Here is a 13,100-nt window from a genome sequence, read left to right as displayed (position 1 = left end):
CCGGGAGGTGTGGCGGTACGAGAGAGTCCGACCGCACAGCGAGAGCTACTCCGATCCATGTGAGGAGTTCGCAATGAGGTTCCGTGCGACGTCCCTCGCGGCGCTCGCGGCCATCCCGCTGGCCCTGAGCGCTTGCGGAACGGCACCGGCGCCCGAACCGGCCCCGGCTCCGCCGAAGGCGGCGGGCCCGGAGGGGATCGAGTGGGCAGGCCGGTTGTGCGGGCTGGTCAACGACTTCTCCGCGTCCCAGAAGAACCTGCCCGGGGTGGACAAGAGCAACACCGCGGCGATGAAGAACTCGGTGGTCGCCCGGCTGGACACCGCGAGCAAGACCGCTGACGGTACGGTCCGCGGGCTGCAGCAGCTGCCGCCGTCGCCGATCGCGGGCGGTGACCAGGTCAACCAGGGCATCCAGGACGGCTTCGTGCAGATCCGCGACATCCTGGTGGGCGCCCGGGCGAAGGCCGACCAGGTCGACCCGAACGACAAGCAGAAGTTCACCGAGGGCATGACGGCGCTGCAGGGCGAACTCCAGAAGAGCACGCAGGTCGACCTCAACAGCAAGTTCGGCGCCCTGGAGAAGAACCAGCAGCTCGCCGAGGCCGCCAAGCAGGCCCCGGGCTGCAAGCCCTTCTTCAACCCGGCCCCACCTCAACCGGCCCCCGGACAACCCGCTCCCGCCCCAGCCCAGCCAGGGCAACCCCAGTAATCCCACTCACCTGGGTGAACGACGCGATTTCAATGGAAATCAGGTCCCGGACTTCGATGGAATTCGGGTCCACGATTTCCATTGAAATCGTGTCCACCGGGCGTCGGGACTCAATCGATCGGGTTACGTTGGTGGATAATCTCGAACTGCTGTTCTAGCATCCCGATCGTGGACCAGCTGTCCTTCTACTCGGCAGAGGCTCGGCGGGCGGACGTCGCCGACCTCGCGGGCATGCTGTGCGGACCCGGGCAGGCCGTGGGCTTCGGCCGCGGGACCGCGGCACGGCTGTCGGTGGTGGTCGACGCCGAGTGGCGCGCCCGCTGCCTGCTCGCCGCCTGCTCCGAGCGGGGCGTGCAGGCCGAGCTCGGCCGCTCCGACGAAGGGCGACCGCTGGTCCGCACCGCGTTCCGCTCCGACCTCACCGGCCTGGCCGCGCAGTGGCTGCGCGGCGCCGTGAAGTCTGTACCGTCGGGTTACGTGCCGGATGGCTGGGCACTGCGGATCTGGGCGCTCACGTCCGGCACCGCCGACCCGAACGGTTACCGCCTCGGGCTCGACCCGCACGCCCCCGACACGCACGAACCACTCGCGGAAGCCCTCCGCGGCTGCGGACTGCCGGCCAAGACCGTCGGTGCCCGAGCGGGCGGACCGGCGCTGCGCGTGACCGGCCGGAGACGCCTCGCCAGGCTCGCCGAGCTGGTAGGACCGCTGCCCGATGGTGCGATCGAGGGAATGATCCCGCTCGTCTCCTGACCGGGTTGACGCACATCACGCCAGGTCACGAAACGGAACACCTCGGTAACCCGATACGTTCGTACAACAAGACGTCGGCGAACATCGGCGTGTTATGTGCAACCCTGTGCCTTCCCGGTGCGGCACGGTGAACCGTGCGGCGCGCACACTCCGGGGACACGAAACGGATGGGCGCCGGGTGCAAGGGATGCTTCCGGAAGAAGAGAGCAGGTAAGCGTTGGCTGGGTCGACACGAACGAAGAAGGCCGGCGGCGGGGCCGGTCGGGCTTCGGGGTCTCCCAACGGGAACGGCTCCGCTACCCGGCGCTTGGTGATCGTCGAGTCACCGGCGAAGGCCAAGAAGATCGCCTCCTACCTCGGCTCTAACTTCATCGTGGAGTCCTCGCGTGGGCACATCCGCGATCTGCCGCGCAACGCCAAGGACGTGCCCGAGAAGTACAAGGGCCAGGCGTGGGCGCGACTGGGTGTCGACGTCGAGAATGACTTCGAGCCGCTGTACCTGGTGAGCGCCGACAAGAAGTCGACGGTCACCGAGCTCAAGGACGCCCTCAAGCAGGTCGACGAGCTCTACCTCGCCACGGATGGTGACCGCGAAGGCGAGGCCATCGCCTGGCACCTGCTGGAGACCCTCAAGCCCAAGGTCCCGGTGCGCCGGATGGTCTTCCACGAGATCACCGAGTCGGCCATCCAGGCCGCCGCCGCCAACCCGCGCGACCTCGACCAGGACCTCGTCGACGCCCAGGAGACCCGCCGCATCCTGGACCGCCTCTACGGCTACGAGGTCAGCCCGGTGCTGTGGAAGAAGGTCATGCCGAAGCTCTCGGCGGGCCGCGTGCAGTCCGTGGCGACCCGCGTCGTCGTCGAGCGCGAGCGCGAGCGCATCCGCTTCGTCTCCGCCGAGTACTGGGACATCGCCGCGACGATGGACGCCGGCCCGGACGCCTCGCCGCGCCGCTTCGGCGCCCGCCTGGTCACGGTGGACGGCGCCAAGCTCGCCACCGGCCGCGACTTCGGCCCGGACGGCCGGCTGAAGAACTCCGACACCAAGGTGCTCACCGAGGCCGAGGCCCGGCAGCTCGCCGAGGCGCTGACCGACGCCCAGCTGCGCGTCTCCAGCGTCGAGGAGAAGCCGTACACGCGGAAGCCGTACGCGCCGTTCATGACCTCCACGCTGCAGCAGGAGGCCAGCCGCAAGCTGCGCTTCTCGGCGGACCGCACGATGCGCACGGCGCAGCGGCTGTACGAGAACGGTTACATCACCTACATGCGAACCGACTCCACGACGCTGTCCGAGACGGCGATCGCGGCGTCTCGCAACCAGGCCCGCGACCTCTACGGCGAGCAGTACCTCTCGCCGCAGCCGCGGCAGTACAACCGCAAGGTCAAGAACGCGCAGGAGGCGCACGAGGCGATCCGCCCGGCGGGCGAGAGCTTCCGCACCCCCGGCGAGGTGGCCAACGAGCTGTCCAACGACGTCGACGGCTTCAAGCTCTACGAGCTGATCTGGCAGCGCACCATCGCCTCCCAGATGGCCGACGCGAAGGGCACCACGCTGTCGGTGCGCATCACCGGCACCGCCACCAGCGGTGAGGAGTGCACCTTCGCCGCGTCCGGCCGCACCATCACCTTCCCCGGTTTCCTCAAGGCCTACGTCGAGGCCGTGGACTCCGAGGCCGGCGGTATCGCCGACGACGCCGAGTCGCGGCTGCCGCAGCTCACCCAGGACCAGCAGGTCACGGCCCCGGAGCTGGAGCCCGACGGGCACACCACCAACCCGCCGCCGCGGTTCACCGAAGCGAGCCTGGTCAAGACGCTGGAAGAGCTGGGCATCGGCCGGCCGTCGACCTACGCGTCGATCATCAGCACCGTGCAGGAGCGCGGCTACGTGTGGAAGAAGGGCTCCGCCCTGGTCCCGTCGTGGATCGCCTTCGCCGTGGTCGGGCTGATGGAGCAGCACTTCGGCCGGTTGGTGGACTACGACTTCACCGCAGCCCTGGAGGACGAGCTGGACGGCATCGCCGAGGGGCGCGAGGAGCGCACCCGCTGGCTGTCGGGCTTCTACTTCGGCGGAGAGGTGGGTCCGGAGGACTCGATCGGCCGCGCCGGTGGGCTCAAGAAGCTGGTCGGCTCGTCGGTCGAGGAGATCGACCCGCGGGCGATCAACTCGATCCCGATGTTCGACGACGACGCCGGGCGCACCATCTACGTCCGCGTCGGCCGCTACGGGCCCTACCTGGAGCGCACGCTGGAGGACGAGACGGCGCAGCGGGCGAACCTGCCCGACGACCTGCCGCCGGACGAGCTGACGGTGGAGATCGCCGAGAAGCTGTTCGCCACCCCGATGGAGGGGCGCAGCCTGGGCAGCGACCCGGAGAGCGGGCACGAGGTCGTCGCCAAGGAGGGCCGCTTCGGCCCGTACGTGACCGAGGTGCTCCCGGAGGGCGACAAGTCCAAGCCGCGCACCGGCAGCCTGCTCAAGTCGATGTCGCTGGACACGGTGACCCTCGAGGACGCGTTGAAGCTGCTGTCGCTGCCGCGCGTGGTGGGCACCGACCCGGAGTCGGGCAACGAGATCACCGCGCAGAACGGCCGCTACGGCCCGTACCTGAAGAAGGGCACGGACTCGCGGTCGCTGGAGACCGAGGAGCAGATCTTCTCGATCACCCTCGACGAGGCGCTCAAGATCTACGCGCAGCCCAAGCAGCGGGGCCGCCGGGCAGCCGCGGCGCCGCTGCGCGAGCTCGGTGAGGCTCCGGACACCGGCAAGGCTCTGGTGATCAAGGACGGCCGCTTCGGCCCGTACGTCACCGACGGCGAGACCAACGCGTCGCTGCGCAAGGGCGACACGGTGGAGGAGCTGTCGATGGACCGCGCGGTGGAGCTGCTGGCGGAGCGGCGGGCCAAGGCGCCGGCGAAGAAGAAGGCGCCCGCGAAGAAGTCGACGACCTCGAAGTCGACCTCGAAGAGCCCGGCCTCGAAGTCCACCGCGGCGAAGAAGACCACCGCGTCGAAGTCCACGGGCTCGAAGTCGACCGGCACCAAGACGGCGGCCAAGAAGACCGCGTCGTCGAAGTCGACCACCTCGAAGTCCTGACGGCCGCGTCGGTGCGGCATCGTAGAGTCGTGACCCGATAGCTCGGCACGAGGGAGTTGACGCGATGCGCACCGGCGCTCCGGAGGTACCCGCGACCGGGGTGTGGGCGGAGGTCGTCGGCCAGCCGGACGCGGTTCGCACGTTGCACGCGGCGGCCGAGGCGGCGCGCGCGCAGGTCCGCGGCGAGCCGGTGCCGCCCGGCGCGATGACCCACGCGTGGCTGTTCACCGGACCGCCCGGTTCCGGCCGCTCGATCGCGGCTCGCGCCTTCGCGGCGGCCCTGGAGTGCGAGGACCCCGGTGTTCTGGGCTGCGGTCGGTGCACCGCCTGCCGCACGGTGCTGCACGGCACCCACGCGGACGTGAAGCTCGTGGTGCCGGAGGGCCTGTCGATCTCGGTGGCGGAGATGCGCGCGCTGGTGCAGGCCGCCGCGCGGCGGCCGAGCACCGGCCAGTGGCGCGTGGTGCTCATCGAGGACTCCGACCGGCTCACCGAGGGCGCGGCGAACGCGCTGCTCAAGGCCGTCGAGGAACCGCCTCCGCGCACGGTGTTCCTGCTGTGCGCGCCGTCGGACCACCCGGAGGACGTGTCGGTCACGATCCGCTCGCGCTGCCGGGTGGTGCAGCTGCGCACGCCGCTGTCGGACGCGATCGCCGAGGTGCTGCGCGAGCGCGACGGCATCGAGCCGCAGCTCGCGGAGTGGGCGGCGGACGTCTGCGGCGGGCACATCGGCCGCGCCCGGCGGCTGGCGACCGACGAGCAGGCCCGCGAGCGCCGCGAGTCGGTGCTGCGGATCCCGCTCGGCCTGCAGCGCTTCGCCGACGTGTTCACCGCAGCATCGGGCCTGGTCAAGCTGGCCGAGACCGAGGCGGTCACGGCCAACGAGGAACGCAACGAGACCGAGCGCGAAGAGCTCAAGACCGCGATGGGCGCCGGTGGCACGGGCAAGGGCACGGCGTCGGCCACCCGGGGCGCCAACGCCGCGCTCAAGGAGCTGGAGAAGCGGCAGAAGTCCCGGGCCACGCGCTCCCAGCGCGACGCCCTGGACCTGGCGCTGGTCGATCTCGCCGGCTTCTACCGGGACGTCCTGGTCACCCGCACCGGTTCCCGATCGGCGCTCAACCACCCGGACTTCGCCCGCTCCTCGCAGAAGGCGGCCGCCGAGTGGACTTCGGAGTCCACGCTGCGCCGCCTGGAAGCGGTCCTCGAATGCCGCACGGCCCTGACCCAGAACGTCAAACCGCTCATCGCCGCCGAGGCCATGCTCGCCACCCTCTTCACGGGGTGAGAGGTTCCGCCGAACCTCCGCCGCCCGGTCAGTGCTTCGCGTTCCGGCGGGGGAAGGCGGCGACGAGGACGGAACCGAGGAGCAGCAGGCCCGCGCCGGTCCAGAAGATCGGGACCGCGAAGTAGCTTCCGCTGGTCAGCGCCAGCGGTTCGGTGCGCCCCTGGTAGTGGCCGGCGGGCGTGGCCTCCGAGCCGTCACCGACCGCCCCGGCGGTGGGCGGCTCGCAGTTGACGCCGCCCGCGGGCGCGGCAGCCCGCGCGACCTGCTCGCCGAACGAGATCTGCGTCAACGACGCGGGCAGTCCGAGCTTGGTGCCGTCGAGCAGCTTGAGGTCGAACAGCCGCGCGGTCCCGCGGATCTCGTTGCCCTGCGACTCCTCCTTGAGCTCGCCGACACCGATCCGCAGCACCCCGAGGTCCAGGACGCGCTGGTCCAGCCCGGGAAGCGCGGGGATCGGCACGTCCGCGGTGGGGTTCGCGGCGTCGAGCGCGGCGATCTCCTTGCCGCCCTGGCTGATCCGCACCACGGGTGCGGTGTAGTCGACGCCGGAGGTGGCGGGGTCACCGGTCGCGGTGGCCACCAGCTCCGGGCGCCCGACGACCTCGATCGAGACCTCCTGCGGCGTGCCGCTGAACAGCTTCACCTGCGAGATCTGCAGTTCCGATGTCGACACGACGGCCTTGCCCGCCTGCCCGGGGACGTCGCCGAGCCGCACGTGGGAGTGCGCTTCGGCGAGCGTGGGCACGTCCACCAGCGATCCGCCGAGACCGGGCAGCTGGTTGATCGCCGAGCCGTTGCCCATCGTGTAGTGCGCGTCGGACAGCGGCGCCACGCCGCACGGCCCGGTCTGCTCGTTCCACCGCGCGTGCACGCCGCCGTTCAACCCGCTGAGCTTGACCAGCTGGTCGGCGGGGGAGGCCGGTGGCGCCAGGGAGCTGGTGGTCGGCGACTCGTGGTCGGCGAGCGCGTCCTGCGCGAGCCCACCGGGGATCTGCGGCATCCTGCCCATGATCGCGACGCCGAACGGCGAGGCCTCGGCGATGGAGCGCTCGTGCGCGAAGTAGGCCTCGGAGTTCACCTGCGCGACGGCTCGTCCCATGCCGGCTTCCAGCACGGACTGCTTGGGCAGCTTGCTCTCGAACTCGGGGTCGTTGAAGAACGAGTCGCCGGGCACGGTCGCGGGCAGCACGCGCACGATCCCGAGCAACGTCCCGGCGTCGGCGACGACCGGCCGCGAGATGTTCTCCGGGACGCGTCCCGGCGGCTGACCGGGGTCGACGGGTTGCGGCGTCGGCGTCGTGGGGTAGGAGCTCTGGGCCGTCGCCGCGGGCATCGACATCCCGGCGATCGCGAAGGCCGCCGCCGTGCAGGCGCAGAGCCGGCGAAACGCGCGCATCCCACATCCTCCGTGATAGGCGTCACTGCCTCGGCAGGTGTATCAACGATCACACCGACTTCTGGTGACGCCGTGACTACGGCCGGGTGACCGCGGCGAGCGGGATCTCCCCGGAGCCGCGGGCGACCAGCCGCAGCGGGAGGGACAGCGGTGCTTCCGCCGCCGGTGCTCCGTCGAGCTGCTTGAACAGCTCCTGGGTCGCGGTGCGCGCGACCGCTGCGGGATCCTGGTCGACGACGGTCACGGCCGGGTAGAGCGAGTCGGCCATCGGGAAGTCGCCGAAGCTGACGAACGCGATGTCGGGGCGTCCGCGCGCGTGCAGCGCGGGCACGACTCCGAGCGAGCAGCGCGCGTTGGAGGAGAACACGGCGGTCGGCGGCCGTTCGGAGCGGAGCAGCTCGTCCAGCGCTCGGCGCGCCTCCGCCGCGCTGGAAACGCCGGTCTTGATGAGGTCTTCGCGCACCCCGACCCGGGATTCGGCCAGGGCGCTGCGGTAGCCGCGGATCCGCTCGGCGGTGGTGTAGACGTCGGGGCGGTCGCCGATCAGCGCGATCTCGGTGTGACCGGAGTGGAGCAGGTGCTCGGTGGCCGCTGCGGCGGCGCCGAAGTCGTCGCCGAGCACGGTCGTGCCGAGCCCGTCGGCGGAACGGGCGGGCCGGTCGACGAACACCACCGGCGTCTGCCCGGCGGCCGCCCGCAGGTAGCTCTGGTCCCGGCTCACCGGCACCATGATCAGCCCGGAAACCTGCCGCTGCAGCAGGTTCTGCACCAGCTTGTGCTCGCGCTCGGGGTCGCCGCCCACGCTGGAGGCCAGCACGACGTGGCCGCGTTCCAGGGCTTGCTCCTCGATGACGCTGGCCATCGTCGCGAAGAACGGGTCGGACAACGACTCCAGCACCACGCCGATCGCCTCGTCCCGTCCGACGCGCAGCGAGCGCGCGTGGAAGTTCGGGCGGTAGTTGAGCTCGTCGATCGTCGCCTGCACCTGTTCGCGGGTGGCCGCAGAGACCCCGGCGGCCCCGTTGATCACCCGGGAAACGGTCTTCGGGCTCACTCCGGCCGCGGCGGCCACGTCGTAGAGCGTGACGTTGCCTGCGCGCACGCCTGCTCCCTTCCGCTTCGCAAGTGCCGGTCGAGCGCGGCGAGCTGTGCGGCGACCGGACGTGTCGCATCGACTCTAACGTGCGGTCCGATCGGCTCGATCGGTCGCGCTGCCAGCAGTTTCGCCGGGTCGGCCAGGGTGCCGGAGTCGCGCGGAGCGGCCCGTCCGCGCATCCGCTCCAAGATCAGCTCGGGCGGGCAGTCCACCCACACCAGCACCGGGTCGGCGCCCGCGGCGCGGATCCGGTCGGCGGTGGCCGACCACAGCCGCAGGTCGGTGCGCTCGGCGGTGAACGGCGCCACGAGCACCGCCGAGGTGCCGATCCGCACCGTGTCCAGCGCGGTGTCGAGCAGGGCCGCGTAGCGGGCTTCCCGCACGCACGGGTCGTCCAAGGCCACGCCGAGCCGCTCGACCATCGGCCCGGTGAGCACGTCGAGGTCGAGCAGGGCGGCCGAGCAGTGCTCGGCCGCCGCTGCGCCCAGCGTGGTCTTGCCGCTGGCCGGCGCGCCGGAGACGAGCAGCGCGAGCGGTTTCACCCGCGCGCCCTCGACCGCAGCATCTGCTCGACCTCTTCCAGCGTGCGGTTGCGGGTCTCCGGCAGGTACTTCTTCAGGTAGAAGAAGCCGATCAGGCCGAAGGCCGCGTAGAGCCAGAACAGGCCGCTGGGGGTGAACGCCTCGAAGGCGGTCAGCACGGTCAGCGAGATGATCAGGTTCAGGCCCCAGTGGGTGAACATGCCGAAGCTGCCGGCCTTGCCCCGCAGCGCCGTCGGGAAGATCTCGCTGTTGATCAGCCACATGGCCAGGCCGATGCTGGCCGAGAACATCGCCTCGTAGATGATCAGGAACGCCACCAGCGCCACCGCCCAGACGCCGCTGAGGTCGGTCACGGCGTAGAGCAGTCCGATGGCGACCAGCGACACGACCACGCCGCTGAGGCCGACCAGCAGCAGCGGGCGGCGGCCGACCCGGTCGATCAGCAGCAGGCCGACCAGTGTGAACCCGACGTTGGCGATGCCGATCCCCACCGAAGACAGGATCGCCGCGGACTCGCCGAAACCGGCCTTGGTCAGCAGCGTCGGCGCGTAGTAGGTGATCGCGTTGACGCCGACCAGCTGGTTCACCGCCGCCACCCCGATGCCGAGGTAGATCGCCGGGCGCAGCGAAGGCCGCAGCACGTCGCGGTAGGTGACGTTGCGCTCGGCCGTCACCGCCGAGGACAGCGCGTGGAGCTCGGCGTCGACGCGGTCGGCGCCGACCACCTTGCGCAGCACGGCGCGCGCTTCGTCCAGTCGTCCTCGGGACACCAGCCAGCGCGGGCTCTCCGGCAGGCTCAGCAACCCGACGAACATCAGCAGCGACGGCACCGCGGCCAGCCCCAGCATCCACCGCCAGGCCGCGGCCTCGGCCAGCAGGAACCCGGCCAGGTAGGACAGCAGGATGCCGGAGCTGATCATGATCTGGTTGATCGACACCAGCCTGCCCCGGCTCTCCGGTGGCGCGATCTCGGCGATGTAGGCGGGCACCGACAGCGAGGCGGTGCCGATCGCGAAGCCCAACAGCAACCGCGAGCCCAGCAGCGTCGGCAGGTCCGGCGCCACCGCCGAGATCACCGCGCCGACCGTGAAGACCAGGCTGGTGATCGACAGCGTCCGGCGGCGGCCGAGGCTGTCGGCGATGACACCGCCGGCCGCGACGCCGACGATCGCGCCGACGAGCAGCGAGGCCACCACGACCTGCTGCCACAGCTCGGAGAGCTGGAACGCCGGGGCGATGTAGAGCAGCGCGGCGGAGATGACACCCGTGTCGTAGCCGAACAGCAGGCCGCCGAGCGCGGCGACCGCCGTCGCTCCGGCGACCGCTCGTCTCGCGGTGGTGGACGTGGTGGGGGTGACCGGTGCGGTGACCACGGTCGGACCTCATTCCTCCGGCTTCGTTGCCGGTGAAGTTCCTCTGGTTGAAGGGTGGATCAGTCGGTGGCGATCGAGGTCCACGGCGTGGCCTTGCCGTCGATCTCGGACGCGCAGGCGTCCAACCGGCGCCGGGCGGTGTCGGCGAGGAAGGGGCGCCGCTCGGCCGGGTCCAGCGCGACGGCGTCCTTCCAGAACGCGCGGCCGGCGATGAACCCGGAAGCACCGCCTTCGTCGCAGGAGATGCGCAGCACGTCCTGGAACTCCTCGAACCCGACACCGGCCGAGAGCACCACCCACGGGACGGTGACCGCCTCGGCGATCCGGCGGCACGCCTCGGCCGAGCCCGGGTACTCCAGCTTCAGCAGGTCGGGCTTGAGGTCGTTGAGCGCGCGAGCGGCCTCGACGATCGCGTCGGCGCGGGCCTGCGGGGACAGCTCGGCTTCGCCGGGCAGCCGGTAGATCAGGTTCTCGATGACGGAGGGAACCCCGTCCGCCCGGCAGTCGGCGACGACTTGCGCGGTGGCGTCCAACGCCTCCGCCGACACGTCCCGCCCGCCGAGCGTGCGGTCGCGATCGGCGCGCAGCTGGACGAGGAACTTCACCGCGTGGCCGCCCATGTCGCGCACCCACTCCGCGTTCTGCGCGGGTTCCCGGCGGGTGAGCGGCTCGTCGCCGAACTTGCCGCGCTCGGGTGGCTCGGCGGCCACCGCCAGCCCCGCACCGGGCGCGAGGTTGCCGTCGGCGATCGCGGCGGGAACGCCGAAGTCGGGGTCGACGAGCAGTCCGCTGGCGCTCGGCGAGAGCCCACCGATGACGTCCCCCTTGAAGGTCCGCAGCACGTCGTCGTCGACGTGCTGGTCGGCGGCGGTGAACATGCGGCGCAGGGTGTTGCGCTGGTCGAGGGCCACGATGGCGAAAGTGCCGTCGGGGCGGGCGATGTCGGCCAGTGTCACAGCTCGGCTCCTGTCGTTGCGAGGGTGCTTCCGGTGAATTCGCGGGCGATGTCCACTGCGGACACGCCGGTGTCCCCGGCCGCGCGGCGGGCGGCCTGGGTGGCGAAGATGGCGGCGCCGTAGGCGCTGGGCTGGTCGACGCGGGCGTACTCGACGGCGGGCAGGCTGCGCTGCTTGGCGGCGCGGAAGCTGCGCATCCGGGTCCAGCCACCGGCGGCGGTGACGTGCTCGTGCGGACCCGCTTCGGCGGACATCAGCGCGATGACCGCGTCGGTCTCGGACATGGCGTGGTCCAGGGCCGCCGACCACGCCGCCAGCGGTGCCACGTCGGTTCCGACGAGCTGGACGGTGACCTGGTCGCTCCGCGCGTGCGCACCGCTGATCACGACCGAGCCGGTCGGTCCGGCACCTGCTGCGGCCTGCTCGTCGAGCTCGGCCCGCGCCCGCTGGTCCTGGCAGCCGACCAGCGCGAGGACCCGGTCCAGCAGCAGCCCTCCCCGGGTGCCGCCGAGCAGGATCCAGCGGTCCGGCAGCACGTGCGCGCCCTGGGCGACGCCGTGGTCGGTGAGCCGTTCGCGCTGGTCGTCGCGCAGCGGGGCGGACACCACCCGCAGCAGCGCCTCGGAGGTGCCGCAGGAGTCGAAGAGGTGCTCGCCGTGCCAGACGCCGCTGGCCACCGACGCGACCGGGTGGTCGTGCCCGGCGACGGTGAGCGCGGCTCCCCGCACCGCGTCCGGGACGTCGGGGTGGTCGACCCGGCCGATCGGGGTGCCTGCGGTCGCCATCGGCGGGAGCGCCGAGGTGCGCAGTCCGAGGTGCTCGAACGCGGGCGCCCAGGGGGCGAGGGTGCTCTGGTCGAGCAGCCCGGTCCGGGACGCCAGCGACGGCTCGGTGACGGCGTCGCCGCCCAGCCTCGCGGCGACCAGTTCCGGGACGTTGAGCCACGTGTCCGCTTCCGGCGGCGAAATCCCGTGGGAGGGGAGCCAGTTCAGCTTCGCGAAGGAGCACAGCGGGCTCAGCGGGAGGCCGGTGTGCCTGCTGAACGAGCCGGAGAGCTCGTCGGGGAGCAGCACCAGCTCCTCGCCGCCGCGCTGGTCGAACCACGCGATGATCGGGTGCAGCGGGTCGCCGCCGCGGTCGACCAGCACGCCGGACTCGGCCATGCCGGTCACGGCGACGCCGACGACCCTCAGCCGGCGCGCGGATTCCTCGGCCACCCGAACGGCGTCGGACAGCGCGGACAGCACGCGTCGCAGGAGCACGTCGGCGGTCAGCTCGCTGCGTCCGTCGGCGCCCCGGTGCCATCCGGTGGCCGTCCGTTGGACGCTCAACGTCACACCACCCAGATCGGCGACGAGCGCCTTGATCTCGGTGCTTCCCACGTCGACGCCCACGACCGCCTCGGTCGTCGCGAAGCCCACCCGGCACCTCCCTCGCTGGTAGCGCGGCTGCTCAGCCGCTCACGGACGCCACTGAACCCGTCCTACGTCATCGATGTCAAAGCTTTTTCGATACAGTTCCGACATCGATGTCAACGCGCGAGGCGGGGGGTCCCGGTGAGCTCCGGATCAGGCCAGCTACACTTGTCCGCGCACTGCCGCCTTAGCTCAGTCGGCCAGAGCGACGCACTCGTAATGCGTAGGTCGAGGGTTCGATTCCCTCAGGCGGCTCGGCAGGAAGACCCCAGTTCACCCCGCGTGAACTGGGGTCTTTCATTTCTCGGTCGTGTCTTCCCGCTGCTGATCAGGTCTGAATCCCTGCTGCGGTGTCCAAAGCATCACCGGAGCCGGTTACGACCCCGCGTCGGCGTGGATTCGACCACCGGTGAGGACCTGTTCGAAGCGACCATCATTGAGCCGGACGGGACGACGGAAACCTGTACTGCGCAAGAGC

The 13,100-nt window shown here is 71.2% G+C and carries 10 protein-coding genes and 1 tRNA gene; 5 read left to right on the top strand and 6 right to left on the bottom strand.

The features are described 5' to 3' along the window. The first annotated feature begins 73 nt into the window (after window positions 1–73). The 4 genes from R4I43_RS18625 (at window position 74) to R4I43_RS18610 (ending at window position 5,844) form a co-directional block, all read left to right on the top strand. On the top strand, window positions 74–709 hold the full coding sequence (locus tag R4I43_RS18625) for a hypothetical protein (RefSeq protein ID WP_324266910.1): 636 nt from the start codon (window positions 74–76) through the stop codon (window positions 707–709). 168 nt (window positions 710–877) lie between these two features. Further along, window positions 878–1,462: a hypothetical protein gene (locus R4I43_RS18620; protein WP_324266909.1), complete on the top strand. Its 585-nt coding sequence runs from the start codon at window positions 878–880 to the stop codon at window positions 1,460–1,462. A gap of 307 nt (window positions 1,463–1,769) precedes the next feature. After that, window positions 1,770–4,556 (top strand): type I DNA topoisomerase, encoded by a 2,787-nt coding sequence (gene topA, locus R4I43_RS18615; RefSeq protein ID WP_324266908.1) that lies wholly within the window; start codon window positions 1,770–1,772, stop codon window positions 4,554–4,556. A 64-nt stretch (window positions 4,557–4,620) separates the two neighbouring features. After that, window positions 4,621–5,844, top strand: coding sequence for a DNA polymerase III subunit delta' (locus R4I43_RS18610; RefSeq protein WP_324266907.1), 1,224 nt, complete (start codon window positions 4,621–4,623; stop codon window positions 5,842–5,844). Window positions 5,845–5,872: 28 nt separating this feature from the next. Here R4I43_RS18610 and R4I43_RS18605 read toward each other — a convergent pair whose 3' ends face one another. The 6 genes from R4I43_RS18605 to R4I43_RS18580 form a co-directional block, all read right to left on the bottom strand. Next, window positions 5,873–7,240, bottom strand: a complete 1,368-nt coding sequence (locus R4I43_RS18605) for a hypothetical protein (protein ID WP_324266906.1) — start codon at window positions 7,238–7,240, stop codon at window positions 5,873–5,875. Between the two features lie 76 nt (window positions 7,241–7,316). Then, on the bottom strand, window positions 7,317–8,342 hold the full coding sequence (locus tag R4I43_RS18600) for a LacI family DNA-binding transcriptional regulator (RefSeq protein WP_324266905.1): 1,026 nt from the start codon (window positions 8,340–8,342) through the stop codon (window positions 7,317–7,319). Beyond that, a complete protein-coding gene (locus tag R4I43_RS18595) occupies window positions 8,291–8,878 on the bottom strand; it encodes an AAA family ATPase (protein WP_324266904.1) in 588 nt (195 codons plus the stop codon). The genes R4I43_RS18600 and R4I43_RS18595 overlap by 52 nt, the downstream gene beginning before the upstream one ends. After that, on the bottom strand, window positions 8,875–10,251 hold the full coding sequence (locus tag R4I43_RS18590; RefSeq protein WP_324266903.1) for a sugar porter family MFS transporter: 1,377 nt from the start codon (window positions 10,249–10,251) through the stop codon (window positions 8,875–8,877). Before R4I43_RS18590 ends, R4I43_RS18595 begins: the two co-directional genes overlap by 4 nt. A gap of 59 nt (window positions 10,252–10,310) precedes the next feature. After that, a complete protein-coding gene (locus R4I43_RS18585) occupies window positions 10,311–11,207 on the bottom strand; it encodes a hypothetical protein (RefSeq protein WP_324266902.1) in 897 nt (298 codons plus the stop codon). After that, complete coding sequence (locus tag R4I43_RS18580; RefSeq protein WP_324266901.1) at window positions 11,204–12,628, bottom strand: FGGY-family carbohydrate kinase; 1,425 nt, start codon at window positions 12,626–12,628, stop codon at window positions 11,204–11,206. The genes R4I43_RS18585 and R4I43_RS18580 overlap by 4 nt, the downstream gene beginning before the upstream one ends. Window positions 12,629–12,803: 175 nt before the next feature. Between R4I43_RS18580 and R4I43_RS18575 the strand changes: the two genes are divergently transcribed. After that, window positions 12,804–12,877, top strand: a tRNA-Thr gene (locus R4I43_RS18575). Window positions 12,878–13,100 lie beyond the last annotated feature (223 nt).

It is taken from the genome of Saccharopolyspora mangrovi, assembly GCF_035320975.1.
In the GTDB taxonomy this organism is placed as follows: Bacteria; Actinomycetota; Actinomycetes; order Mycobacteriales; family Pseudonocardiaceae; genus Saccharopolyspora; species Saccharopolyspora mangrovi.
The sequence above is the reverse complement of the archived record's forward strand: the minus strand, read 5'-3'. Positions and strand labels throughout refer to the sequence as shown.

Bases quoted from the DNA above. Each gene is read 5' to 3' on its own strand.
- R4I43_RS18625 (WP_324266910.1), top strand. From the start codon at position 74: ATGAGGTTCCGTGCGACGTCCCTCGCGGCGCTCGCGGCCATCCCGCTG.
- R4I43_RS18610 (WP_324266907.1), top strand. From the start codon at position 4,621: ATGCGCACCGGCGCTCCGGAGGTACCCGCGACCGGGGTGTGGGCGGAG.
- R4I43_RS18605 (WP_324266906.1), bottom strand. From the start codon at position 7,240: ATGCGCGCGTTTCGCCGGCTCTGCGCCTGCACGGCGGCGGCCTTCGCG.